The following is a 24,250-nucleotide window of genomic DNA, read 5'->3' on the forward strand; positions in this document are numbered from 1 at the left end:
CTCCACCGGCAACCGAGGACGACCACCACGAGCACCCATCACAACACCCCTTCAACCGAAAGGTGTTGCAATCACTCCTTGAGCCCGCCCCACCAGTTGGTGGGTGAACCCACCAAACGCGGCGGGGGGCAAGTGTCCGCTAGGCGAGCGTCCTATCGGCTAGGAGTTGCGGTTGGGGAGCGGAAGTTGCCGAAGGTTCCGCCCTGGCGGACTGCTGTGGCGGTGATGGAGCCGTCGGTGGACTGGCCGGTGACGACGACCTGTTGGCCGGTCTTCAGGTCGGACGCGGTGCCTTGTTTGGTGATTTCGTACGTCGTGTTGCCGGTGAGCTTGACGGTGACGTCGCCGTTCTGGGTCTTCACCACCAGCGATGAACTCGTCGCCGAGACCACCGTGCCGATCGTGGCGTTGCCGCCCTGACCGCCTGGCCCTTGACCCTGTCCCTGGCCGTAGCCGCCGCGGAAACCGCCGTACCCCGCGCCTCCGGGACCACGCCCGGCCTGCTGCGGAGTCGACGTACTGTCCGAGGCGAAGGCTGCGTGCAGCCCAGCACCACCGGCGAGACCGACAGCCAGCACGACGATGCCGGCCAGGACTGCGGTCGCCGCGGGCAGGTTCAGGGTCTTGCGAGGCTTGAGCGCCTCGTCGACCTCCTCGTCGGACCCGATCTGGGCGAACTCCTCGGGCGGTTGGTTGCTCATCAGATGCCTTTCACTCGTGACGTAGTGCGTCGATGGGACGGAGACCGGCGGCTCGGTGCGCCGGCATGCTGCCGAAGAACAGGCCGACGGCTGCGGACACCCCGAGGGCGAGCGCGATCGACGACGGCACCAGCACCGGCTGCACACCGGCCAGTTGGAAGCGGCTGACGATCAGCGCCGCGCCGACCCCGACGGCCCCGCCGATCAGGCTCAGCAGCGTCGCCTCGATCAGGAACTGACCGAGGATCGTCCGTCGCCGCGCACCGAGCGCCTTGCGGATGCCGATCTCCCGGGTCCGTTCGGTGACGGTGACGAGCATGATGTTGGTGACCCCGATCCCGCCGACGACGAGGCTGATCGCGGCCACCGTCGCGAGCAGCGCGGTGAAGGTCTTGGCGGTGTCCTGGCTGGTCTGCAGGATCTGCGCCGAGTTGGTGATCCGGAACGGCGACGTCTCATCGGCCGGCACCTGATGCCGCGCGGTCAGCAACTCCGTCACCTCGGCCTCCGCGACGTCCACCCGGTCCTTGTCGGCCGCCTGTACGACGATCTGGTTCAGCGAGCCGTACCCGGCCTGTGTCGCCCGCAGCGTGCTGATCGGCACGATCGCGGTCGCGTTCGGATCCGAGAACCCGGTGCTGTCCTTGCTCGCCAGGACCCCCAGTACGACGAAGTCGACCGCGCCGAGCTTGATCGTCTGACCGACTGCCGCCGCCGGCCGCGTGAACAGCTCGGTCGCGGCCGTCTGCCCGAGCAGGATGACCCGCTGCGAGCTGTCGACGTCCTGCTGGGTGAAGGATTGCCCGATCTCGACCGGCGTGTTCGTGGCCGGAAGGTACGACGGCGTCGTACCGATGACCTGGTTGACGGTGTAGCTGACGTCGCCGTTGGTCGCCGTACCGGAGCTCGTCATGACCGGAGCGGCGGACGCCACGTCCGGAGCGAGCCGTTTGTCGGCGAGAGCGGACGCGTCCTCGAGCGTGAGGCTGTACTGCTGGGCCGACGGGCCGGCCTGGCCGCGCTGGAAGCCGCCGCCACCGCCGGTCGTCGACACCGAGAGCAGGTTGGTGCCCATCGCCTCCAGCCGGTCCTGCACGGCCTTGCCCGATCCGTTGCCGACAGCAACGAGGACGATGACTGCGCCGACGCCGATCGAGACGCCCAGGACGGTCAGCAGTGAGCGCAGCTTGTTCGCGCCGAGGCCGCGCAGGGCCGCCCCGAACAGATCGCGGGGTGACATCAGCGGGTCACCTCGTCGGCGACGATCCGGCCGTCGGAGACCTGGATGAGCCGCCGGGCGCGCGCCGCCACCTCGTTCTCGTGCGTGATCACCACGACCGTCCGGCCGTCGGCGTTCAGCTCGTCGAACATACCCAGCACTTCCTCGGTCGAATGCTGGTCGAGGTTGCCGGTCGGCTCGTCGGCGAGCAGGATCCGCGGCCCGGTCGCGAGCGCGCGGGCGATCGCCACCCGTTGCTGCTGACCGCCGGACAGCTGGTTGGGGCGGTGATCCGCACGATCCGACAGGCCGACGAGCTCCAGTGCGCGAGCGGCTCGCTTGTGGCGCTCGGCTCGGCGGAGATGCGCGTAGGTGAGCGGAAGCTCGACGTTCGCGATCGCCGTGGTCCGCGGGATCAGGTTGAACGACTGGAAGATGAACCCGATCTTGCGGCCGCGGACGAGCGCCTGCTGGTCCTCGGTCAGCCGGGCCACGTTGCTGCCGTCGAGCCAGTACTCGCCCCGGCTCGGTATGTCGAGACAGCCGAGGATGTTCATCAGCGTCGACTTGCCGGATCCGGACGAGCCCATCACGGCGACGTACTCACCGGCCTCGACCCGCAGGGACACACCGCGCAGAGCGTGTACGGCGGTCTCGCCGGCGCCGTACGTCTTGGTGACGTCCCGGATATCGATCAGGGCGTCAGCGGCCACGGTTCGTCCCGCCTCCCCCGAACCCGCCCGTACCGCCGCCCGCACCGGCGCCGGGGAACTGCCCGCCGCCAGGGAACTGGCCGGTCCGGTTCTGGCCGTTCTGGCCGGCGCTGCTGATCGAGCCCTGGAGCAACTCGATCAGGTCGCCTTCGTTCAGGCCGGAGGTGATCTGGGTGTAGCTGTCGCCCTTGACGCCGATCTTCACCTCGCGGGTGCCGCCGCCGTCGGCCATCGTGACCGTGTACGTCGTACCGCTGGTGGCGATCGCCGTACTCGGGACGTAGAGGGCATTGGTCGCCTTCGCCGTCTGGACGGTGACGTTCGCCGTCTGGCCCATCCGGGCGTTCGCCGGGACCTTGGCGAGCGAGAACGTGCCCGAGTACGACACGACGCCGTTCGTGGTCGTCGGTGTCGGCGAGACCGAGGCGAGGGTCGCGGTCAGGGTGGTGCCGGGCTCGGCGTTGAGGGTGACGGTGGCGGACTGGCCGGCCTTGATCTTGATCGCGTCGGCCTCGGGGAACGCCGCGACCACCTGGAGCTTCTTCAGGTCGGAGATGTCGACGAAGCCGGAGCCGGAGGTCGACGTTGTCGTCGTACTGGTGGAGGCTGAACCTTGACCTGAGGTCGAGCCTGAACCGCTACCTGAGCCTGAACTCGAGCTGCCGGCGACCGAGCCGACCGTGCCATTGATCGCCGTGATCGTGCCGGCGATGGGCGCCTTCAGGGTGGTCGCGTCGACGGCCGCCTGGGCCGCCTCGACGTTCTGGTCCGCCTGTTCCTTGTCCGCCTTGGCGCGGGCCAGGCTGGCCTCGGCGTTGCTGACGGCAACCTCCGGATTCTGGGTCTGGCCCTGGCTCTGAGTCTGCTGCTGGCCGGTCGTAGGCGTCGGACTGGCCGAAGCCTCCTCCGCCTCCTCGGCGGCGTCCTTGGCGTCGCTCAGGGTCTCCTCGGCCGCGGTGACCGAGTTCGCCGCGGCGATCTGGTTCTGATCGGCGATCCGCAGATCCCGCTCGGCGGCCGACGGGTCGACCTTGGCGATCGCGGCGCCCTTGGCCACGACTTGCCCGACCTTGACCATGATTTGCGTCACGGTCCCGGAGGTCTCGAACTGCGGCGAGGCGGTCTGCGAGCTGGCCAGGGTGCCGCTGGAGCTGACACTCGCGGTGACCTCGCCGCGGGCCACCGCCACGGTCGGGCGGGTCGCGCTGGCGGCCGGTGCGTCCTTGCGGAAGAAGAGAAAATAGGCGGTGATCGCGATGGCGAGGACGATGGCCACCAGGGCCACGTTCACGAAGCTGAGGCCACGGAGCTTGTGGCGGGGTAGCACCATGGATGCAGACGCTAGGGGCGTTTGCTGAGGAACTGATCCCGCATTCCTGGCAACTCCCTGTGAAGTTGGCGCGTCGGATACCAGGCGGATCGCGACACACCGTGATGTGTGAACGCTCGATGACAGGGCGTCACGACGGCGCTGTCAGGTGCGTACATGTGGCTCGGGCATGCCAAAATGGGAATGATCCGGGCCGGCCGACCGTTGGCACGGATGACGATCTCGGAGGTTTGACATGTCTAATCGCGTACTGCGTGGTTCGGGGCTGGGTGGGGTCAGCTTCGAGGATGACCGCGGTGTCGAGTTCGCGCCGCGCCAGATGATCACGTACGACTGCCCCCGCGGTCACGTGGTCGAGGTCACCATGGCTCACGATGCCGAGGTGCCCGCGGTCTGGGAATGCCCGCACTGCGGCAGCGAGGCCGCCCGGTCGACCGGTGAGAAGCCGGAGCCGAAGCAGGAGAAGCCGGCCCGCACGCACTGGGACATGCTGCGCGAGCGCCGCAGCATTTCCGAACTCGAGGAACTCCTCGCCGAGCGAGTAGAACTCCTCCGCAAGGGCGAAATCGGCCCGGCCCACCTCCACCGCACCAAGCGCACCGCCTGACCCAAACCTCGAACGGGCCTCCCCGCAGCGTCGCGGCGAGGCCCGTTTTCCATGCCCGCTACCGTGTCCGCATGCAGATCACCGCAGACCTGTTGCATGGCGCCGTCGAACTGGAGACGACTGAGCGCGGGGTGTTGCCGCATCGGGTGCCGGCGTGGGCTCGGGAGCAGGCGAACGATCCGCAGCTGGCGATGGTCGAGTCGCAGCCGTCGGGCGTGCGGCTGGTCTTCCGAAGCCGGGCGACGGCTGTCGAGTTGGATGTGCTGCCGACCAAGCGCCTGTATCTCGGTGTTCCGCCACAGCCGGACGGGCTGTACGACGTACTCGTTGATGGGCGGCTGGTGGAGCAGGCCAGCGTGCCGGGTGGGGATGTGCTGGAGATCGACCTGGCGACTGGCAGTGCGGAGCGGCGGGCTGGGGAGGTTGGGACGCTGCGGGTCGGTGGGCTGTCCAGTGAGCTGAAGACCGTCAAGATCTGGCTGCCACATACCGAGACGACCGAACTTGTTGCCTTGCGCACCGATGCGCCGGTCGAGCCCGTCGTGGACGACGGCCGGCGAGTGTGGCTGCATCACGGGAGTTCGATCAGTCATGGGTCGAATGCGACCAGCCCTACCGGGATCTGGCCGGCGCTGGCTGCCTCGCTCGGTGGGGTGGAGCTGATCAATCTCGGGTACGGCGGAAGCGCGCTGCTGCAGCCGTTCGTCGCGCGGACAATCCGGGACACGCCGGCGGATCTGATCAGCGTCAAGCTCGGCATCAACGTGGTCAACACCGACGCGTACCGGCTGCGCACCTTCACCGCCGCCGTCCACGGCTTCCTCGACACCATCCGCGACGGCCACCCCACGGCCCCGCTGCTGGTCGTCTCCCCCGTCCTCTGCCCGATGCACGAAGACACCCCCGGCCCGACGCTGTGGGACCTCAGCGCCCTCAGCCGCGGCGAGCTCCGCTTCCAGGCGACCGGCGACCCGGCCGACGTAGCCACCGGCAAGCTCACCCTCAACGTCATCCGGGACGAGCTCGCCCGCATCACCGCCGTACGGACCGACCCGAATCTTCACTACCTCGACGGCCGAGACCTGTACGGCGAAGCCGACAACGCCGAGCTCCCCCTACCCGACGACCTCCACCCAGACGGTCCCAGCCACCGCCGGATCGCCGAACGCTTCGCCAAACACGCCTTCAACGGCCCGTTCGCGGACTAACCCACCCACCCCCGCCCGAGCGAAGCGAAGGCGGGTCTCAGCCCCACCCCCGCCCGAGCGAAGCGAAGGCGGGTCTCAGCCCCACCCCCGCCCGAGCGAAGCGAAGGCGCGTCTCAACCCCACTCCCGCCCGAGCGAGGCGAGGGCGGGTCTCACTACTTGTCTTGTGGACGGTCTGGGTCGATGACCTCGCCCTGGATCACGTCGTCTGAGGAAGAGCGCGGACCTGGACCACCGGGGGTAAAGCCGGTGCTGCCAGGACCGGAGGCTGGGCCGAAGCCGCCGGGCATGAAGCCAGTGAGGTTGGCTCCGCCGAGCTGCGTGGCGAACCGGCGGCCAAGGAAGGCTGACATCCCGCGGCGAGCCAGCGGTCGGGTGAATGGCAGGACGAAGAAGAACCCGAAGATGTCGGTGATGAACCCAGGCGTGAGCAGCAGCGTCCCGCCGACCAGCACAAGCCCTGCGTCAGCCAGCTCGCGCCCCGGCATCTTCCCGGTCTGCAGCGCGGTTCGCAGCGCGTTCCAGGCACGCCGGCCCTCACGCTTGATCAGCCAGGCACCGAGCGCGCTCTCCACGATCAGCAGGGCGACCGTCGGCCAGCCGCCGATCACCTGCCCGATCTGGATGATCACGTAAATCTCGGCGATCGGCACGATGAGCAGCGCGAGCGCCACGAACCACGGCATGTCCTACCCCTTCCTGGAGACGAGTCCGCGCAACTGCCGGCCCCGGTGTGCCAGTCCCCAACGCCCGACCCGCGCCATCGCCTCGATCACGATCGCCTGCGACATCTTCGACTGACCACGTTCCCGCTCCACGAACGTGATCGGTACCTCGACCACCCGGAAGCCGGCCTTGACCGCCCGCCACGCCAAATCGACCTGGAAGCAGTAGCCCGCGGAGGCGACCTCGTCCAGCCCGATCCCCTCCAGTGTTGCTCGCCGGAACGCCCGATACCCGCCGGTGGCGTCCGCGAGCGGTACGCCGAGAGCGATCCGGGTGTAGATGTTGCCGCCGCGGCTCAGGATCTCCCGCGACTTGGGCCAGTTCTGCACCTCGCCGCCCTTCACGTACCGCGACCCGAGGACGAGGTCGGCATCGCGCAACGCGGTCAGCAACCGCGGCAGCTGCTCGGGCTGGTGCGACCCGTCCGCGTCGTGTTCGACGAGTACGCCGTATCCGCGCTCGAGGCCCCAGCGGAAACCGGCGATGTACGCCGCCCCGAGGCCCTCCTTGCCTTTGCGGTGCAGGACGTGGACGTGGTCGTCGTTCGCGGCCAGCTTGTCGGCCAGCTCGCCGGTGCCGTCGGGTGAGTTGTCGTCGGCGACGAGCACATCCGCTTCCGGTACGGCATCCCGCAGGCGAGTCACGATCGGCTCGATGTTCTCGGCCTCGTTGTACGTCGGGATGATGACCAGGATCCGGCCGAGATCGCCGAAGGGGCTGCTCACGCTGCTACTCCTTGTGCCGAGCCGGCCTGTCTCAGACCGGGACCTTTTCGCGGCTGTGGGTGGGCGCCGGCGGGGTCCCGGAGCCGGTGTCGGCGCGCCTGCGACGGGCGAACAGTGCCAGCACCACTCCGAGGATCCCCAGGCCGGTCAGGATCCACTGCGGCCAGCCGCCGAGTGTGGTGGCCAGCGTATGGGCATCGCGGACCGGAACGGTGGCGACATACACATCCGGCACGAACTGTGCCGACTTGTGCTCGACCTTCCCGTCGGGCCGGACCACGCCGGAGATCCCGCTGGTGGACGCGATCAGCACGGTCCGGCCGGTCTCGATCGCCCGCATCCGGGTGATCGCGAACTGCTGCTCCGGCTGCCCGGTCCCGCCGTACGTCGCGTTGTTGGTCTGGACGACGAGGATCTGGGCCCCGCCCTTCATCACGTCCTCGACCACGTCGTCGTACGCGACCTCGAAGCAGATCACGTCGCCGTACGTGACCCCACCGATCGGGAGCACGCCGGGCACCTTGCCGGGCGCCGTCTGCCGGCCGACCATCTCGAGTCGCTTGATGTACGGCAGCAACTGGTCGCGGAACGGGATGTACTCACCGAAAGGCACCGGATGCCGCTTGGCGTAGATCTGACCAGGCCCGGTCTTCGGGTCCCAGACCACGCCGGTCGTCTGCCGCTCGTTCGGCCCAGGGCCTTCCAGTACGGCGCCGACGAGGATCGGCACATCGACCGCCTTCACGGCCTCTTCGATGTCGGCCCGGGTCTCGTCGTCCTTGAACGGGTCGATGTCGGTCGAGTTCTCCGGCCAGATCACGATGTCGGGCTGCAATTCGGTGCCAGCCTCGACCTTCTTCTCGAGGTCCAGCGTGGCGTTCAGGTGGTTGCGGGTGACCGTCCGGGCGCGGCCGAGGAACTCCAGCCCTTTGCCCGGCACGTTCCCCTGCACCATCGCGGCCTTCACGACCTTGCCGTTGCCCTCGCTCGACAGGTTGATCAGCGTGCTGCCACCGACGATCGCCACCCCGGCGACCAGCGCGACCACTCGTAGCTTCAGCGCGCTCTTCGGCCGCAGTACGGCGTACGCCAGGACGCCGAGCAGCGCAATCGCGAAGCTCAGCCCCGGGATGCCCACCAGCGAGGCCAGCTTGCCCAGCGGCGAGTCGGAGAACGCCCAAGCCAGCCGGCCCCACGGAAACCCGCCGAACGGCACCGAAGCCGTCGCGTACTCGGTCGCCACCCACAGGCACGGGATCCACAGCATCCACAGCTTCAGCTTGAGCACCTGCGTCGCGAACATCCCGAAGACCGCGTAGAACAGCCCCTCGAGGATCGCCAGCGCGATCGCGGCGTCGCCACCGATGACAGTGAGCCACGGCACCAGGACGGCGTAATAGGTGATGCCGAAGCCGGCGCCGATCAGGAAGCCCGCCTTGGCCGAGGCGCCGTTGAGGGCGGCCAGGAACAGCGGTACGGCGATGACGATGAGCCACGGGTGGTCGTGCGGTTCGAAGGCGTAGCCGAGCAGGCCACCCGCGACCACAGCCACGGCGACCCGCGGCAGGACGCGCCCCAGAGCCTTCAACCGTTCCACGCGCCGACCCCTTGTCCTCACCGTCCCCGGCGGATGCCGGATGCATGACGGTACAACGTCCGGGGCGCGCAAATGTATCCGGTCAGTAGCCAACCGGTGTCGACTGCGAAAAGTGAGCAGTTGCCGACGCACCGCGAGGAAGTGAGAAGCACTCAGAAAACGGTCTCGCAATAGGAAAGAGGCTCGGCGCTCCTTCGGACCAACCGCCGATCCGCTGGCTGCGAACCGGGCGGCTGTTGTCTACTGGCCGCCGAGCCTCTTCCACCTCTGCCCCGCGGGGGGCTAACCACCGGCGATCTCAGCCCCCGTCGACTCAAGCCTGGCACTGGCCTGGTCAGCGTCGCGGGATCATCCGGTGGCCGAACTCCGTGTGACCGTTGATCAAACGGGATATGACGACTCCCAAAACGATCCTCGCTAGGAGGCTTTGGTGTCAACCTCCCGGCCGGCTCCTTGAGGCCGTTGTAACACTTTCGCGTGCCCTACAAGGAAAAACGAGGAACGCTCAGCTAAGTCACGTTACAGAGCCATGTCGGCACGCCACGTAATCGTTACCCAGGGCAACTAATCGTCACTCAACCGGTACGACGACGGTGCCCTTTGCGCGCGTGATCACAAGCGGTTCGGCCAGCACCTCGGCCGCCGACTCGGACTTGTCCGGTCGGCCCCGGCAGACGACGTACGCACTGAACTCCAGCTCGCGGCTGCGGTTCCCGACCCGGGTGATCGTTGCCTTCACCTCCACAACGTCACCGGCCCGCAACGGCGCCAGGAACTGCACGTCCGAGTACGACGCGAACAGGCCTTCGTCGCCGTCGGCCCGGATGCACACCTCGGTCGCGACATCACCGAACAACGCCAGGACATAAGCGCCGTCGACCAGGTTGCCCGCGTAGTGCGCATGGCTGTACGGCACGTACCGCCGATGGCTGACGGTCAAGCCGATAGTTGCCTTTGACACCTTTACGCGCTCCTCTTGTGTGACGTACGTTTGGTCACCAGTGCATCGACCAGATAGCTGGCCACCTCGCCCGGCGTCGTACCTCGGCCGAACACCCGATCCACCCCGAGCTCATCGGCCATCTGCTCGGTGAAACGGGGGCCGCCAGCAACTAAAACAGGACGGGCGTCCTCAGAGTATGCCTCGCGGAACGCGGCCGACATCTCCTTGGTGTTCAGGACATGCGCCTCCCGCTGCGTGACCACCTGCGACACCAGGATCGCGTCCGCCTTCTCCGCCCTGGCCCGGCGTACCAGTTCCGGTACGGCGACCTGGGCGCCGAGGTTGACCACCTTCAGCTCGCGGTAGTACTCCAGGCCCTTCTCCCCCGCGAAGCCCTTGATGTTCATGATCGCGTCGATGCCGACCGTGTGCGCGTCGGTGCCGATACACGCACCGACGATGGTCAGCCGGCGGCGCAGGCTCTTGCGGATCGCGAGGTTCACTTCCTTCGGCGACAGCAGCGGATAGTCTCGCTCCACCACCTCGACCTTGGAGGTGTCGACCAGGTGATTCACCGGTCCGTAGACGACGAAGAACGTGAAGTCCGGACCCATCGGCTTGGCGTGCACGACCAGCGCGGGATCTATCCCCATCTTGTTCGCCAGCTGTACGGCGGCACCCTCGGCCCGCTTGTCATGCGGAATCGGCAAGGTGAACGACATCTGCACCATGCCGTCACCCGTCGTATCGCCGTACGGTCGGATGATGCTCACTGCGCCTCCTCGAGCAGCTCGGTCGCCGGGTTGTAGTACTCCGACGAGCGCCGCGCGACGCCGTCGAGGCCGCGGCCGGCATCCGAAGGACGCTTCATCAGGCCGAAGGTGCCGTCGCCGATGGCGTTCAGCAGGCCGTCGTCGACGATCTCCTCCAGCAGCTCGACCGACTCGGCCAGCACCTGCCGGGCCCGTTGCGCGATGAACCCGTCCGGCGAAGGCTGGAAGTCCTCGTGGAGGTTGCCGGCGGCACCTAAGACGTACCGGACGTTCTGCAGCGCCAGGTCACGGTCGGAGATCCACGGCGTCACCACCGCCTCCGTCATCATGCCGACCAGCAGGATGCCCTGGCCGGTCATCGCGCCGACCAGGTTGAAGAACCCGTCCAGCAGGTAACCGCGGAACACGTCGCCGGTCATGTGCCGGGTCGGCGGCATCCACTTCAGCGGCGCCTCCGGGAACAGCTGCCGGGCCAGCATCGCGTGCGCGAGCTCGAGCCGGAACGAGTCCGGCAGATCCGGGTTGATCTCGAACGCGTGCCCGAGCCCGAGCTGCCAGTCCTCGAGCCCGGCCTCTTTGGCGAAGTACTCGTTCAGCAGCTGGGACACGGTGACCGTGTGCGCCGCCTCGACCGCGTCGGCGGTGGTCAGGTAGTTGTCCTCGCCGGTGTTGATGATGATCCCGGCGCGCGCGTGGATCTGCCGGCTGAACCGCTGGTCGACGAAGGTGCGGATCGGGTTGATGTCGCGGAACAGGATCCCGTACATCGAGTCGTTCAGCATCATGTCCAGCCGCTCGAGCCCGGCCAGTGTCGCGATTTCGGGCATGCACAGCCCAGACGCGTAGTTCGTCAGCCGGACGTAACGACCCAATTCGCGCGACGACTCGTCCAGCGCGGCCCGCATCAGGCGGAAGTTCTCCTGCGTCGCGTAGGTCCCGGCGAATCCTTCCCGGGTCGCGCCCTCCGGCACGTAGTCCAGCAGCGACTGCCCGGTCGACCGGATCACCGCGATGATGTCCGCGCCTTCACGCGCTGCCGCCTGCGCCTGCGGGATGTCCTCGTAGATGTCGCCGGTGGCAACGATCAGGTAGATCCACGGTCGCTGCTCGGGATCGCCGTGCCGCTTGATCAGCCGGTCCCGCTCCCGCCGCCGCGCATCGATCCGCTTCAGTCCGGCCGCGGCCGCCTTCCGTGATGCTGCCCGCGCGCGTACTGCGTCCCGTCCCTCCGGCAAGCGGAACGTCACCGACCCCGAGGCGGCCTTCTGCGCAAGGACAGCAAGGTCCTCCGCCTCGCCACGGACCAGTGCGTCCCACACCGGCAAGGCAAGCCCGTGCTCCAGCCCGACATCAGCCCGTACGGTGTCCGCGAGCCGGTTCACCCACGGAATGCCTTCGGTATCGGCACCGGGCAGCCCCGCAAGTCGCAGTACCGCACGCTCGACCGACACCGTCGTGTGCTGCCGCGCCAGGTTGACGATCGGACGCCCGGCCTTGCGCGCCAGGCTGCGCGCCTTCCGGACGGTGACCGGATCGAGGTCGAGCTTCTTCTTCACGACGGCCATCCTTCGGATTCATGAACAACGCGACCGCCGACAACGGTCCGCAAACAGGTAGGCGTTCCCTCGCTGAGGTCGGGCAGCACAGGTACGCCGGCCCGCGGATCGGTCGACCAGGCCGCAACTCGGTCGTCCGGCGTCTGTACGACGAGGTCGGCGTCGCTCTGCCAGATCGCGTACGTCGCCGCGGTACTGGGCGCGAGCACACCAGCGTCATCGATCCCCGCCGCCCGCCAACCGCCGCGCGTGTGGGCCTGGAACGCCGCCCGCACGGTGATTCGCTCAGCCTTGTCGTGATGGAACGCGGCCGCACGCACGGCCTCCCAGCCACCCAGCTCCGTCACCGGCGAGTCAGACCCGAACGCCAGTACGACGCCTGCGCGGGCAAGCGAGCCGAATGGGTTCATCCCCTGCCACCGGTCGCCGACGCGCTCGGCGTACATGCCGTCCGGGCCGCCCCAGAGCGCGTCGAACATCGGCTGGACGCTGGCCACCACGCCGCACTGGGCAAGCGTCGCAATCGCGGCCTCATCGACCATCTCGACATGCTCGAGCCGGTGCCGGGCCGCTACCAACGCCTGCGCACCGACCTTCGACGCCGCGAGCTCGAAGCCGCGCGCGATGTTGTCGAGTGCGGCGTCGCCGATGCAGTGGAAGCCGGCCTGGACGTTCCGCTCGGTGCACGCGATCACGTGCTCAGCGATCTGCTCGGGCGTGAGATACGCGTGGCCGCGGTGATCCGCGCGATCGGCGTACGCCTCCCGCAGAGCCGCCGTACGCGAGCCAAGTGCGCCATCCGCGTTGAGGTCGCCGGCCAGACCAGCCAAGTCGTACTTGCCGATGTGCTCGAAGACGCCGGGTTCACCCCAATACAGCGTCGCGGCCAAGCCGACCTGCTCGGCTACTTCGCGGACGATCGGCAGCTCCCACAGCGGCCCGATGTGCGGAGCCGCCATCTCGTGGAACGCGCCGATCCCCTTCGACGCCATTACCTTCAGCGCGGCCTCGATGTCCTTGCGGCGCTGGTCCGGCCCGATGAGTTCGCTCAGGGCGTCGCGGACAGCGTGGTGCGCATCGCGCTCGACTCGACCGCTTGCGTCGTAGCCGTCGCCCGTTGCCGCGGGCACCAGTGCGGACGAGATCACGCCGGAGTGACCGTCGATTCGGGACAGGTACACGCGCCGGCCACCAGCCGCGCGGTCCAGCTCCTCAGCGGTCGGCGGGCGACCCTCGGGCCACTTCGTCTCGTCCCAGCCGGCGCCGTCGATCAGCGCGTCCGGTGCGAGCTGCGCCGCGAAGGCTGCGAGTTTGTCGAGCGCTTCCGTGAGGGACGTCGTACCGGCGAGGTCGAGACCGGTCAGCAGCGCGCCGGTCTGCGCGGTGTGGACATGGGCGTCGACGAAGGCAGGCGTGACCAGCTTCCCGTCGAGGTCGATCACCTCGTCCGCGCCGTCGGCGTACGACGAGGCGCCGGTGTCGTCACCGAGCCAGGTGACCACGCCGTCGTCGAACGCGATCGCGGTCGCGTGGGGGTCGGCGGGAGAGTAGACGGAACCGTTCGTCAGAAGTGTGCGCACGGACTAATCCTCCGCCAGCCTGCTCTCGAAGAGACCGCGGACACCCGGCTCCGACCGCAACAGCTCCAGCGCGTACTCCGCATGACCAGGCACGTACCCATTGCCGACCAGCATCGTCACGTCCGCGGCGAGCCCTTCCGCACCGAGCGCCGCGGCCGAGAACGACGTCGCCATCGAGAAGAAGATCACCGTCCCACCAGCGGCCGTCGCCAGTACGGCGCCATGCTCGCAACCCGGCACGTCCACGCACACGACCGTGATGTCCGCCGGTCCCCCGGCCTGCACGACCGCCTCGGCCAGAGCGACCGGATCCCGCGCGTCGGCGAGCGTGACAACATCCGCCAGCGCCGCATCGTTCAAGCGCGAAGCCTCGGCCTCGAACGGTACGACGCCAATCGTCCGAGCCGCACCGGCGTGCCGTGCCGCGGCCAACGAGAGCGAGCCACTTTTACCTGCCGCGCCAATTACTGACACGACAGGTTTTGTGCCTTTGTCGACATACTGGCGGACCACTCGAGCGGTCAGAGCGGGTGCGCCACACACGTCCATGACCGCCAAAGACAGCTCCGGCTTCAGGTCGTCAGGCAGCTTCGCCACGATCGAGCGCGCGAACAGGATCGCGTGCCCGGCGGCCGGGACCTGCTCGCTGCGGCCGTCCCAGTCCTTCAGTCCGTCGGTGATCTGAAGCGGAGTCAGCGTGAGGGAGACCAGAGTCGCCACTCGGTCGCCAGGTGCTACGCCGAGGGGCGACTCCGGCCCGACCTCGTCGACCACGCCGACGAGCATGCCGCCGGAGCCCGTGACCGGGTTCTGCATCTTGCCGCGGGCTTCGACGATCTCGAGCACGGCCTGGCGGACCGCCGTACCGTCGCCGCCGTACGCCTCGGCGAGCTGACGGTAGGAAGCGGCGTCCAGGTTCAGCCGCTCGACCGCGATCCGGACCTCGTCCGGCCAGATTCCGGGACGGGCATCCAGCTTTTGCGCTGCCTGCGGCAACACGCCGGCCGGCTCGATCACTCGGTGCAGTCCCACCGGGCTAGACGACACGTGCTCTCCTTCGTGGTCAGGCAAAATACTACTCAGACTGTGCTACGACGATAATTCTTACGGCGTACTGTTGGCTTCAGAGGAAGTTCTATCGCTATCCTCACATAAGACCGCATCGCCCCTGAAGCCCCGGAGGACTTGTGACCGACCTGATCAGCCCGGAGCAGGCCGCCGCTGACGAGCGGGCCGGCCAGCCCTACGCGTACCAGCGGGTCGAGCTGGTGGAGCCGGACTGGACGCGGATTCCCGGTTGGAAGGACGTCACGGCCGAGGAGTGGCGGTCGGCGCAGTGGCAGCGGGCGCACTGCGTGAAGAACGTGAAGCAGCTGCGCGATGTCATGGGTGACCTGCTCGACGAGCGGTTCTACGAGGACCTCACCCGGGACCAGGCCGAGCGGGCGACGATGTCGATGCTGCTGCCGCCGCAGATGCTGAACACGATCGTGCCGGCTGGTGCGACCGACTACACCGCGGCGTTCTACGCGGACCCCGTTCGCCGCTACATGCTTCCGGTCTTCTCCGACCGTCGTACGGACTGGCCGTCGCACCCGCACGCGACTCGGGACTCGCTGCACGAGCACGAGATGTGGGCCACGGAGGGGTTGACCCACCGCTACCCGACGAAGGTGCTGGCCGAGATCCTGCCGACCTGTCCGCAGTACTGCGGTCACTGCACCCGGATGGACCTGGTCGGCAACTCGACGCCGGTGATCGACAAGCTGAAGTTCGTGGCGAAGCCGCAGACGCGACTCGACGACATGCTCGACTACCTGCGCCGTACACCGGGAGTCCGGGACGTCGTGGTGTCGGGTGGCGACGTGGCGAACATGCCGTGGCCTCGGCTGGAATCGTTCCTCACCAGCCTGCTGGAGATCGAGAACATCCGCGACATCCGGCTGGCCACCAAGGCGCTGATGGGTCTCCCCCAGCACTGGCTGTCGGACGACATCCGGGCCGGCGTCGAGCGGGTCGCTCAGCTGGGTCGGAAGCGCGGCGTGATGATCGCGATGCACACCCATGTGAACGCGGCGCAGTCGGTGACGCCGTTGGTGGCCGAGGCGACGAAGGCGATGTTCGACGCCGGGCTGCGCGACGTACGCAACCAGGGTGTGCTGATGCGAGGCGTGAACGACTCGGTGCCGCAGCTGCTGGACCTGTGTTTCGCGTTGCTCGACGGCGCGACCATCACGCCGTACTACTTCTACATGTGCGACATGATCCCGTTCTCCGAGCACTGGCGGGTCTCGGTGCGGGACGCGCAACACCTGCAGCACGGCATCCTCGGCTACCTGCCCGGCTTCGCGACGCCGCGCATCGTGTGTGACGTTCCGTACGTCGGCAAGCGGTGGGTGCACCAGTTGTCGGAGTACGACGAGGTGCGCGGCATCTCGTACTGGAAGAAGAACTACCGCACCGGCATCGAGCAGCAGGACCCGGAAGCGCTGAACCGGACGTACGAGTACTACGACCCGATCGACACCCTCCCGGCCGAGGGCCAGGACTGGTGGAAGCAGCACGCGGGCGACCATCTGGCCGAAGCGGAGAAGCGCGCGGCCGCTTCCCGCACCGCCGCCGAGTCGCAGAAGCTACTGCAGATCAACTAGACCCGTCTTCGGTGCCGCCAATGCAGGGGGCGGCACCGGAGGCGTTGCAACTTGACGCAGGTCACAGCCGCCACTGGCGATCGTGGACTTTGTTGCCGCTAGCATCTGGGCTCGTCAATCGTCCGGCATGCCGTCTGGCATGCAGCGATCTCGGGAGTCCGTGTGCGGGTCGTCCGCTCTGTTCTTGGTGTTCTGCTTGCCCTGATTGGTCTGATCGTCGGTGCTGCCGGTGCCGTGGCGGCGTTCTGGATCGTAGGTCCGGACAATACGGCCTATGCCGGTGAACAGCACCTGAGCAGCAAAGGCATGGCGATCGCGACCAGACCGGATCTGCTGGACCAGCACGGGCCGACGCTGCACGTGGATGCCCGTTCCTCGAATGGTAAGCCGGTTTTCGTCGGCGTGGCGCGCGACTTCGACGTCGCGAGCTATCTGAAAGGCACCGCGCACACCTCGCTGGTGCAGGTCGAGTACCCCATCGCGCTGACCACGCAGGACCAGAAGGGATCCTCCAGCCCGCTCGCGGCGCCGGACGGTCTCGACTGGTGGGTGACCAAGGCTGCCGGCGCCGGTACGCAATCCATCGCCTGGCCGATTGCCGACGGCCCCTACGACGTCGTGATCATGAGCGCCGACGGCAAGACCGCTCCGGACGTACAGGTCAAGTTGGGTATCGAGATCCCGAACGCTTTTCTTGCCAGTCTCGCGGTCTTGGTGCTCGGTCTCCTGTTGATTGCCGGAGGCATCTTCCTGATCCTCGGCCGCCGGCGTCGCCCGGTTGCGCCCGCTCCAGTTGTTGCCGAGGGCTACGCTCCCCCGCAGCACCAGACGCCGGTCGGGCCGCTTCGCCGAGTCGTGGCGGTGACCGCCGTACTGGCGCTGGTCAGCGGCTGCTCGGCGATCCCGAAGTCTGACACCGTCGATGCTCTCACTCGGCCGGCGGTCACAGACGATGCCGCTGTTGCCCTGATCAAGCACTACAACGAGATCAACAACAAGGCCAACAGCACCCGTAGCAACACCCTCATCGCCACCGTCGAAGGCGGCGCCCTGCTCCGGCAGGACCTCGCCGACTACACGATCGACCGAGCCGGCAAGGCGGAGCCGATCCGGGCCTTCACCTACACCAGCCCCGTCATCGGCGCCCCGACCTTCGGCAGCTACCCGATGCGCTTCGTCAGCTCGGCCGGCATCACCGGCAACAAGGAGTACCGCCATCTCGGCCTGTGGGAGCGCGAGACCGCCGGCAGTCCCTGGCTGATGACCTTCTCCGCCGGCCCCAAGGCCACGGCTAAATTGCCGGATCTGGCCGGCCTGCGCTCGGTCAGCAAGGCCGACGGCGCGACTCTCGCCGCCGCACCACAGGTGGCCGCGAACAACCTGGCGGCGTACCTGACCGGCGGGGCCAAGTCTTCGCACGCCGCAGCGTTCACGCCGAACGCCGACCTCTCCCAGCTCCTGGCGGGGATCGCCAAGGCGAAAGCAGAGATGGCCAAGCAGCCGGCGGTCTTCGGCAAGGTCACCAACGCCTTCACCGCGGAACCGTCTTCGGCGTTCATGACCAAGTCCGGCTCGGCACTTGCCTTCGTGACGCTGACCGATAGGTACTCCGTCCTGGCCGGCGCCGGCTACCAGCTCGGGTGGGGCCAGGCGCCGGAGACGGCGTTCAGTCCGAGCGCGGTCAAGTACCAGGGCGCCCTCACCAAGACGACCCTCCACGACGCCGTCCTCGTGATCCCTCCGAAGGGCAAGGGCAAGATCCAGATCCTCACCTTCGAAAGCCAAATCGTCGACGCCGGCGGCTACTGACCTGCCGCTGGAGGCGGTCCAGGGTGGGGCGCCGATCAGGGCGGGGAGGTCGGTGAAGGACGCGACTGTTGGGCCGGTCCAGGTCGGGTCGCTGTCGGCGTGCTCGGTCGTGCGGATGGCGTACATCCCGAGTGCGGCGGCGCCGGGCAGCTCGTTGTCGCAGCCGTCTCCTACGTAGACACAGTCCGACGGTGAGACGCCCAACGCGTTGCACGCCGCGAGGTAGATCTCGGGCTCCGGCTTGGCCGCGCCGACCTCTGCAGAGAACGCGGTCGTCTCGAAGTACGGCGGTAGGGGACTGGCCTGCCATTGCAGCTGGGTCTCCGACGTGATGTTGCTGACGAGGCCGATGCGCCAGCCGGCAGACTGGAGCTCGGACAGGGTCTGCAGCGTCCCGGTCGGGCGGCTCCGAGCAGTTGCCGGGCGAGGTTGCGGCGGAGGACCGTTGCCTGATGCACCTGGTCGTCGCTCGGGTCTCCCCCGCTCCGCCGCGCGATCACCCGGAGCGTGTTCGGCAGATCGCCGTACGCCCCGGTGAAACGCTCGTACGACGTCGCGCCGAACTCCCGCGCAAACGCGTCCGCGTCCACCCCCAGCACCTGAGCCATCTCCCGATGCACCACGTCACGCTCGGCGTCGCCACCGGGCACAAGGGTGCTGAACAGGTCCAGGATGAGAGCTCGGCGCATGTCAGAGCGCCGGCGGGCGGCGTTCGTACGGCGTGCTGAGGACGATTGTGGTGGTGGTGGAGACGTTGGCCCGGGCTCGGATGACGGCCAGGAGGTTTTCGAGGGCGGCCGGGGAGGCTACGCGGACGACCAGGATGTAGCTGGAGTCGCCGGCGACCGAGTAGCAGGACTCGATTTCGCGGACCTCGCGGAGGCGTTCCGGGGAGTCGTCCGGTTGCGAGGGGTCGATCGGGCGGATCGAGATCAAGGCGGTGAGCGGGAGGTCCAGCGCGGTGTGGTCGACGGTTGCCGCGTACCCCTGGATGATGCCGCGCTGCTCCAGCCGCTTGACGCGCTGATGCACCGCCGAAGTGGACAGGCCGGTCGCCTTGCCCAGGTCGGTGAAGCTCATCCTGCCGTCGGACGCGAGCAGGCCGACGATCTTGCGGTCCAGTTCCTCCACGTTGGAGACATTACTGGAGCGTGATGCCGGACGGCACGCGTTCTCACCGTCACCGGCTCAGTGTCAGCACCACGCCCGCACTGTCGGACGGCTGTGAAAGCATCACCCCATGGCTGAGACACCCCAGCGTCTGATGCTGCTCGATACCGCGTCGCTGTACTTCCGTGCGTTCTTCGGTGTGCCGGACACGATGAAGGCTGCCGACGGGACGCCGACCAACGCCATCCGCGGCTTGCTCGACTTCATCGCGCGGCTGGTCGAGAACCACCGGCCGACCCATCTGGTCGCCTGCTGGGACGACAACTGGCGGCCGTCCTGGCGGGTCGCGCTGATCCCGTCGTACAAGGCGCAGCGGGTCGAGTTCGTCACGCCGAAGGGCGAGCAGGTCGAGGACGTGCCGGACCGGCTGGAGGTCCAGGTGCCGTACATCCGCGCCTGCCTGGAGGCCCTCGGCATCGCCGTCGTCGGCGCGCCCGACCACGAGGCGGACGACGTCATCGGCACGCTGTCGCACCAGGCGACGATGCCGGTCGATGTCGTCACCGGCGACCGCGACCTCTTCCAGCTCATCGACGACAGCCGCGGCATCCGCGTCGTCTACACCGCCGCGCGCGGCGTCGGCCGGGCCGATGTGTACGACGAAAAGGCGCTGCTCGCCAAGTACGAGATCCCCGCGAACCGGTACGCCGACTTCGCCACGCTCCGCGGTGACGCGTCCGACGGCCTGCCCGGTGTGAAGGGCGTCGGCGAGAAGACCGCCGCCTCCCTCGTCCTCGCGTACGGCGACCTGGACGGCATCCGCACGGCCGCCGCCGACCCGAGTACGCCGATGTCGCCGTCGGTGAAGCGGAAGATCCTGGACTCCGCCGACTACCTCGACGTGGCGCCGAAGGTAGTCGCGGTCGCGAAGGACGCCCCTGTCACCAAGGTCGACGCGACCATCCCGCACGAAGTGAAGGACCCCGAGCGCTGGCTGGACCTGGTCGAGCTCCTCGAGCTCGGCGGCAGCGCGCAGCGGGTCATGGCCGCCCTCAACCTAGGACCGAAGGCATGAGCACGACACGAGAGCTGGCCGAGCAGTACCGCGACGAGATCGTCACCCTTCGCCGCAAGCTCCACCAGGTCCCGGAGTTCGATCTCGAGCTGCCCAAGACCCAGCAGCTCATCCTGGATGCGCTCGAAGGCCTGCCGCTGGAGATCACCCTCGGCAAGAACCTGTCCTCAGTGACCGCGGTACTGCGTGGCGGTCGCGGGCCGGGTCCCGTCGTACTGCTGCGGGGCGACATGGACGCGCTCCCGGTCACCGAGCGGGTCGACGTCCCGTACGTCTCGCAGCATCCCGGGATGATGCATGCCTGCGGCCACGACCTGCACGTCGCCGGCCTCGTCGGCGCGGCGAAGATCCTGTCGGCGCTGCGGGACGAGCTGGCGGGCGACGTCGTCTTCATGTTCCAGCCGGGCGAGGAGACCACCGGCGGCGCGCCGATCATGATCCGCGAGGGCGTCCTCGACGCGGCCGGGCGCCGGGCGGATGCCGCCTACGGTCTGCACGTCGGTTCCGCCAGCCAGCCGTTGGGGATGTGGAGCAGCAGACCTGGCTCGTTCATGGCGGCCGCCGACCAGTTGAACGTGCGCGTTGTCGGGGCCGGTACGCACGGCTCGACGCCGTACCGCGGCAAGGACCCGATTCCGGCGGCCTGCGAGATGGTGGGTGCGCTCCAGACGATGATCACGCGGCAGTTCGACGTGTTCGACCCGGTCGTCCTCACCGTCGGCCGGATCGCGGGTGGCACGAAGGAGAACATCATCCCGGACGACGCGTTCTTCGATGCGACTGTACGGACGTTCTCGGAGGAGACCCGTGCGAAGGTCCAGCAGGCGTCGACCCGGTTGGTCGAAGGCATGGCCGCGGCGTACGGACTCACCGTCGAGGTGAACTATCACATCGGCTACCCGGTGACGGTCAACAACGCCGCGGAGTTCGAGTTCGCCCGAGAGACGATCGTCGACCTCTTCGGCGCAGACCGGTTCCGCGAACGGCCGAATCCCCGGTGCGGCGCCGAGGACTTTTCCTACATCCTCAACGAGGTCCCCGGCGTCTACCTCAACCTCAGCGCCTGCCGTTCCGCCGACCCCGAGGCCGCGGCCGACAACCACTCCCCCTTGGCCGACTTCGACGACTCCATCCTCCCCGACGCCGCCGCCCTCCTCGCCGAACTCGCCGTACGCCGCCTCGTTCGCGGAGTCAGCTGACTAGCCGCCGAGGCCGGCGTTGCGGGCTCGGATGATGGCTTCGGCTCGGTCGGCGACGTGGAGTTTGGCGAAGATGTTGGAGACGTTGTTGCGGACTGTCTTCGGCGACAGGTAGAGCTCGGTGGCGATCTGTGCGTTGGAGCGGCCGGCCGCGACGAGAGCGAGGATCTCGTGTTCGCGTGCGGTGAGCTGCGGGAACGGGCTGCCCGGAGCGGCGACCGGCACGGCGGAGAAGAACTCGGCGACCCGGCGCGCGATCGCCGGACCGAAGATCGCCTCGCCCTGCGCGACGGCCGTGATCGCGCGGACGATCTCGGCCTGGTTCGCGCCCTTCAGCAGATAGCCGCGCGCGCCGGCCCGCATCGCGGCGAACAGCGTCTGGTCCTCCTCGGCCATCGTCAGTACGACGACCCCGATATGCGGGCTGTCCGCGGTGATCGCCCGCGTCGCCTCGATCCCGTCCAGCCGCGGCATCTGCACATCCATCACCACGACATCGGGCTGCAACTCCCGCGCCCCATCCACTGCCTCGACCCCGTCGGCCGCCGTACCGACGACTTCGACGCCCTCCAGCGAACCGAGCAGAGCCGCGAGCCCGTCGCGGTAGACAGGGTGGTCGTCCGCCAGCAGAACCCGCACGACCTCACCCATGAACGACCTCCGGTACGGCGTCCAGCGGCAACCTCACGCGTACGACGGTCCCGCCCTCGGCCGGGCAAGTCACGCTGCAGACTCCCCCGAGCTCGGCCGCTCGATCTCGCACCGACAACATCCCCACGCCCGCCACGACCTCCTCGCCGATCCCGATCCCGTCGTCCGTCACCGACAACTCCAACGTCGATCCCTCCAGCTTCAACGCGATATCGCAGCGGCTCGCCGCGGCATGCCGGGCGACGTTCGTGAGCGCCTCCGAGGCAATCCGGTACGCCGCGACCTCGACCCCGGCCGGCAACGCTCCCAGCGCATCCGCGTCGACCGACACCGCCAGCCCGCCGAGCCGGAACCGCTCAGCCTGCTGCTCAATCGCCCGTACCAACCCGAGCTCGTCCAGCGCCGGCGGCCGCAGATCGTGTACCAACCGTCGTACGTCGGCCAGCGCGGCCGCGACCTCGGTCGTCGCCTGCTCGAGCATGCGGTCGGCCTGATCGGGCGCGGACTTCGACAGGTTGCGGGCGGTCTCGATCCGCAGCGCCACCGCTCCGAGGCTCGGGCCGAGGCTGTCGTGCAGGTCCCGCCGGATCCGCCGCCGTTCCTCCTCGCGGGCAGCAACCAGTCGGCTCCGTCCTTGCTGCAGCTCGGCGCTCAGCTCACTGGCCCGAGCGGCGGCCGCCGCTTGCCGCACGAGATCGCCCAGCAGCCGCTGGTCGCGCTCAGACAACGTCGTGCCACCTCCCGGACTGAACACCAGCCGCCCAACCGGCTCGCCGCGATAGCCGACCGGCAACGCGTGCGTCGGTTCCGATTCGCGCCCGTGCTCGACGATCGCCAGTCGGCCGTCGGATCGCTCGATCTCCACCCGCACATAAGGCAGCCGGAACGCCTCAGCCAGCGTGCGCGCGACCGCGCGCAGTTGGTCGTCCGGGTCGGCGGCCGATTCCAGTCGCTCGGCCAGGGTCGACATGGTCGCGTAGGGATCGTCGCGCGAGCCGCGGACGAGACGTCGTACCCAACGCCAGAGCCGACTGCGCAGCGGGGCGTAGAGCACGGCGACGACCGCGATGGCGACCAGCGCGGCATCACGTTCGCCGAGCACGCCGCCGGCGAGGGCGAACACGGCCAGGTCGACGCCGACGACCAGGACCGCGAGTACGCCGTACAGGAAAGTGGCCGAGAGCAACCGGTCGACGTCGTACAGGCGATGCTTGGTGACGGCGACGACGATCGCGGCCGAGGTGAGGGCGATCGCCAGGCCGAAGGTGAGAGCGGAGACAACCGGCGGATTCCTGAACGGCACGATCAGCACGAGCATGTCCACGAGTGCCGCCCACATCAGCCAGCGGATCTGGGCTCGCCGCTCCCGTGACGCGGCCCGATAGCGGTGCACGGTGACAGCGAACGGTACGACGAGGCTCACGATCACACCGGCGTACGCGACCTGCAGCAGCGGCTTCCACACGTCGTACGAGAGATTGAGGCTGAACGGATCCAGCGACAGCCGAGTGATCTCAGGTGGCAGCGTGGCCGCGTGGTAGCGCTCCATGACCGCCATGGGCGCCACGATCAGCAAGAGGGGCAGCAGCAAGGTCAGAGCCAGGCTGGCGATGGACAGCCAGCGCCACAGCTTAGCGGTGACCAGCTTGCCGTCCGGAAACAGCAGGATGAGGAGCGGCAGCCCAAGCAGCAGAAACGAGCCGGTGCGGGAGTAGAACCAGTACGTCGCCGACGCACCGGGCAGACCGGGCGACGTGTAGATCGCGTACGCCGCCCAGCTCGACGCGAAGCCGTCGACGACCCACAGCACACCGGAGCCGGTCAGGACCCCCGCGATCGGGTGCCGAGGCAGGCGATGCAGGAGCAGCAGGCCGGGGATCAGCTGGGCGAGTCCGGAGAGCGCCGCGGTCCAGCCTGCGTCCAGCTCGGCAGCGTCCGGGATGCGGGAGCCGTTGCGGATGTCCAGCACGACGGTCAGGGCGAACAGCAGCAGGCCGGCAGCGCCCGCTGCGGCCGTTTCCCATCCCCTGCGCGTGGTCTCCCCCATCGGTGCATTGTCACCCAGAGTGTGTCCCGCC

At 68.3% G+C, this 24,250-nt stretch carries 24 protein-coding genes and 1 pseudogene; 8 read left to right on the plus strand and 17 right to left on the minus strand.

Annotation, left to right across the window (positions count from 1 at the left end; all coding sequences use genetic code 11):
- Positions 1–152: 152 nt before the first annotated feature.
- From EV646_RS38230 to EV646_RS38245, 4 genes are read right to left on the minus strand one after another with little or no spacing between them, the layout of a single operon-like run.
- Positions 153–701, minus strand: a complete 549-nt coding sequence (locus EV646_RS38230) for a hypothetical protein (RefSeq protein WP_132157662.1) — start codon at positions 699–701, stop codon at positions 153–155.
- 10 nt (positions 702–711) lie between these two features.
- Positions 712–1,941: an ABC transporter permease gene (locus EV646_RS38235; RefSeq protein ID WP_132157664.1), complete on the minus strand. Its 1,230-nt coding sequence runs from the start codon at positions 1,939–1,941 to the stop codon at positions 712–714.
- A complete protein-coding gene (locus EV646_RS38240) occupies positions 1,941–2,633 on the minus strand; it encodes an ABC transporter ATP-binding protein (protein ID WP_132157666.1) in 693 nt (230 codons plus the stop codon). Before EV646_RS38240 ends, EV646_RS38235 begins: the two co-directional genes overlap by 1 nt.
- Positions 2,623–3,963, minus strand: a complete 1,341-nt coding sequence (locus EV646_RS38245) for an efflux RND transporter periplasmic adaptor subunit (protein ID WP_132157668.1) — start codon at positions 3,961–3,963, stop codon at positions 2,623–2,625. The genes EV646_RS38240 and EV646_RS38245 overlap by 11 nt, the downstream gene beginning before the upstream one ends.
- A 235-nt stretch (positions 3,964–4,198) precedes the next feature.
- On the opposite strand from EV646_RS38245, the gene EV646_RS38250 reads away from it, so the two are divergent.
- Both EV646_RS38250 and EV646_RS38255 read left to right on the plus strand, forming a co-directional pair.
- Positions 4,199–4,570, plus strand: a complete 372-nt coding sequence (locus tag EV646_RS38250; protein ID WP_130448290.1) for an RNA polymerase-binding protein RbpA — start codon at positions 4,199–4,201, stop codon at positions 4,568–4,570.
- A gap of 71 nt (positions 4,571–4,641) precedes the next feature.
- Complete coding sequence (locus EV646_RS38255; protein WP_132157670.1) at positions 4,642–5,778, plus strand: SGNH/GDSL hydrolase family protein; 1,137 nt, start codon at positions 4,642–4,644, stop codon at positions 5,776–5,778.
- Positions 5,779–5,932: 154 nt separating this feature from the next.
- Here EV646_RS38255 and EV646_RS38260 read toward each other — a convergent pair whose 3' ends face one another.
- The 8 genes from EV646_RS38260 to kdd form a co-directional block, all read right to left on the minus strand.
- The gene (locus EV646_RS38260) at positions 5,933–6,463 is read right to left on the minus strand and encodes an FxsA family protein (protein WP_132157672.1); all 531 of its coding nucleotides are present in this window, start codon (positions 6,461–6,463) and stop codon (positions 5,933–5,935) included.
- Between the two features lie 3 nt (positions 6,464–6,466).
- On the minus strand, positions 6,467–7,228 hold the full coding sequence (locus EV646_RS38265) for a polyprenol monophosphomannose synthase (protein WP_199237499.1): 762 nt from the start codon (positions 7,226–7,228) through the stop codon (positions 6,467–6,469).
- Between the two features lie 31 nt (positions 7,229–7,259).
- Positions 7,260–8,825 carry an apolipoprotein N-acyltransferase gene (gene lnt / locus EV646_RS38270; protein WP_132157674.1) on the minus strand — a complete coding sequence of 522 codons (1,566 nt, stop codon included), beginning with the start codon at positions 8,823–8,825 and terminating at the stop codon, positions 7,260–7,262.
- A gap of 571 nt (positions 8,826–9,396) precedes the next feature.
- Positions 9,397–9,786, minus strand: coding sequence for a 3-aminobutyryl-CoA ammonia lyase (gene kal, locus EV646_RS38275; RefSeq protein ID WP_132157676.1), 390 nt, complete (start codon positions 9,784–9,786; stop codon positions 9,397–9,399).
- A gap of 2 nt (positions 9,787–9,788) precedes the next feature.
- Positions 9,789–10,541: a lysine 5,6-aminomutase subunit beta gene (gene kamE, locus EV646_RS38280; protein WP_132157678.1), complete on the minus strand. Its 753-nt coding sequence runs from the start codon at positions 10,539–10,541 to the stop codon at positions 9,789–9,791.
- The gene (gene kamD, locus EV646_RS38285; RefSeq protein ID WP_241996605.1) at positions 10,538–12,097 is read right to left on the minus strand and encodes a lysine 5,6-aminomutase subunit alpha; all 1,560 of its coding nucleotides are present in this window, start codon (positions 12,095–12,097) and stop codon (positions 10,538–10,540) included. Before kamD ends, kamE begins: the two co-directional genes overlap by 4 nt.
- The gene (locus tag EV646_RS38290) at positions 12,094–13,677 is read right to left on the minus strand and encodes an amidohydrolase (protein WP_132157682.1); all 1,584 of its coding nucleotides are present in this window, start codon (positions 13,675–13,677) and stop codon (positions 12,094–12,096) included. Before EV646_RS38290 ends, kamD begins: the two co-directional genes overlap by 4 nt.
- Positions 13,678–13,680: 3 nt before the next feature.
- Positions 13,681–14,724 carry an L-erythro-3,5-diaminohexanoate dehydrogenase gene (gene kdd / locus EV646_RS38295; protein WP_199237501.1) on the minus strand — a complete coding sequence of 348 codons (1,044 nt, stop codon included), beginning with the start codon at positions 14,722–14,724 and terminating at the stop codon, positions 13,681–13,683.
- A gap of 140 nt (positions 14,725–14,864) precedes the next feature.
- On the opposite strand from kdd, the gene EV646_RS38300 reads away from it, so the two are divergent.
- Positions 14,865–16,328 carry a KamA family radical SAM protein gene (locus EV646_RS38300; RefSeq protein WP_132157684.1) on the plus strand — a complete coding sequence of 488 codons (1,464 nt, stop codon included), beginning with the start codon at positions 14,865–14,867 and terminating at the stop codon, positions 16,326–16,328.
- A 114-nt stretch (positions 16,329–16,442) separates the two neighbouring features.
- Here EV646_RS38300 and EV646_RS40500 read toward each other — a convergent pair whose 3' ends face one another.
- A complete protein-coding gene (locus tag EV646_RS40500) occupies positions 16,443–16,673 on the minus strand; it encodes a hypothetical protein (RefSeq protein WP_241996606.1) in 231 nt (76 codons plus the stop codon).
- On the opposite strand from EV646_RS40500, the gene EV646_RS40505 reads away from it, so the two are divergent.
- On the plus strand, positions 16,635–18,137 hold the full coding sequence (locus EV646_RS40505) for a DUF8094 domain-containing protein (protein WP_241996607.1): 1,503 nt from the start codon (positions 16,635–16,637) through the stop codon (positions 18,135–18,137). The two genes, EV646_RS40500 and EV646_RS40505, sit on opposite strands and share 39 nt — an antisense overlap.
- A gap of 52 nt (positions 18,138–18,189) precedes the next feature.
- A complete protein-coding gene (locus EV646_RS40805; protein ID WP_277875158.1) occupies positions 18,190–18,315 on the plus strand; it encodes a hypothetical protein in 126 nt (41 codons plus the stop codon).
- On the opposite strand, the pseudogene EV646_RS41115 reads toward EV646_RS40805, so the two are convergent.
- A pseudogene (locus EV646_RS41115) lies at positions 18,312–18,527 on the minus strand (HAD family hydrolase); the annotation flags it as partial. The gene EV646_RS40805 and the pseudogene EV646_RS41115 overlap by 4 nt on opposite strands.
- A 62-nt stretch (positions 18,528–18,589) precedes the next feature.
- On the opposite strand from EV646_RS41115, the gene EV646_RS39685 reads away from it, so the two are divergent.
- Positions 18,590–18,865, plus strand: a complete 276-nt coding sequence (locus EV646_RS39685) for a hypothetical protein (protein WP_199237503.1) — start codon at positions 18,590–18,592, stop codon at positions 18,863–18,865.
- On the opposite strand, the gene EV646_RS38310 is transcribed toward EV646_RS39685, so the two are convergent.
- Positions 18,828–19,268: an Lrp/AsnC family transcriptional regulator gene (locus tag EV646_RS38310; protein WP_132157686.1), complete on the minus strand. Its 441-nt coding sequence runs from the start codon at positions 19,266–19,268 to the stop codon at positions 18,828–18,830. The genes EV646_RS39685 and EV646_RS38310 overlap by 38 nt on opposite strands.
- 133 nt (positions 19,269–19,401) lie before the next feature.
- On the opposite strand from EV646_RS38310, the gene EV646_RS38315 reads away from it, so the two are divergent.
- Together EV646_RS38315 and EV646_RS38320 are read left to right on the plus strand one after the other, a co-directional pair.
- Entirely contained in the window at positions 19,402–20,322 is a 921-nt protein-coding gene (locus EV646_RS38315) for a 5'-3' exonuclease (protein WP_132157736.1), read from the plus strand.
- Positions 20,319–21,521, plus strand: a complete 1,203-nt coding sequence (locus EV646_RS38320; RefSeq protein ID WP_132157688.1) for a M20 metallopeptidase family protein — start codon at positions 20,319–20,321, stop codon at positions 21,519–21,521. Before EV646_RS38315 ends, EV646_RS38320 begins: the two co-directional genes overlap by 4 nt.
- Here EV646_RS38320 and EV646_RS38325 read toward each other — a convergent pair whose 3' ends face one another.
- Positions 21,522–22,172, minus strand: coding sequence for a response regulator transcription factor (locus EV646_RS38325; protein ID WP_132157690.1), 651 nt, complete (start codon positions 22,170–22,172; stop codon positions 21,522–21,524).
- Positions 22,165–24,219, minus strand: a complete 2,055-nt coding sequence (locus EV646_RS38330; protein WP_132157692.1) for a sensor histidine kinase — start codon at positions 24,217–24,219, stop codon at positions 22,165–22,167. Before EV646_RS38330 ends, EV646_RS38325 begins: the two co-directional genes overlap by 8 nt.
- Between the last annotated feature and the right edge of the window lie 31 nt (positions 24,220–24,250).

Source organism: Kribbella antiqua, from assembly GCF_004345665.1.
Lineage (GTDB): Bacteria > Actinomycetota > Actinomycetes > Propionibacteriales > Kribbellaceae > Kribbella > Kribbella antiqua.

Excerpts from the sequence above, each read along its gene's own strand:
- EV646_RS38255 (WP_132157670.1), top strand. The coding sequence starts at position 4,642 with ATGCAGATCACCGCAGACCTGTTGCATGGCGCCGTCGAACTGGAGACG.
- EV646_RS38235 (WP_132157664.1), bottom strand. The coding sequence starts at position 1,941 with ATGTCACCCCGCGATCTGTTCGGGGCGGCCCTGCGCGGCCTCGGCGCG.
- EV646_RS39685 (WP_199237503.1), top strand. The coding sequence starts at position 18,590 with ATGCACCTGGTCGTCGCTCGGGTCTCCCCCGCTCCGCCGCGCGATCAC.
- EV646_RS38245 (WP_132157668.1), bottom strand. The coding sequence starts at position 3,963 with ATGGTGCTACCCCGCCACAAGCTCCGTGGCCTCAGCTTCGTGAACGTG.
- EV646_RS38230 (WP_132157662.1), bottom strand. The coding sequence starts at position 701 with ATGAGCAACCAACCGCCCGAGGAGTTCGCCCAGATCGGGTCCGACGAG.
- EV646_RS38330 (WP_132157692.1), bottom strand. The coding sequence starts at position 24,219 with ATGGGGGAGACCACGCGCAGGGGATGGGAAACGGCCGCAGCGGGCGCT.
- EV646_RS38250 (WP_130448290.1), top strand. The coding sequence starts at position 4,199 with ATGTCTAATCGCGTACTGCGTGGTTCGGGGCTGGGTGGGGTCAGCTTC.
- EV646_RS38325 (WP_132157690.1), bottom strand. The coding sequence starts at position 22,172 with ATGGGTGAGGTCGTGCGGGTTCTGCTGGCGGACGACCACCCTGTCTAC.
- EV646_RS40505 (WP_241996607.1), top strand. The coding sequence starts at position 16,635 with ATGGCGATCGCGACCAGACCGGATCTGCTGGACCAGCACGGGCCGACG.
- EV646_RS38260 (WP_132157672.1), bottom strand. The coding sequence starts at position 6,463 with ATGCCGTGGTTCGTGGCGCTCGCGCTGCTCATCGTGCCGATCGCCGAG.
- EV646_RS38320 (WP_132157688.1), top strand. The coding sequence starts at position 20,319 with ATGAGCACGACACGAGAGCTGGCCGAGCAGTACCGCGACGAGATCGTC.
- EV646_RS38315 (WP_132157736.1), top strand. The coding sequence starts at position 19,402 with ATGCTGCTCGATACCGCGTCGCTGTACTTCCGTGCGTTCTTCGGTGTG.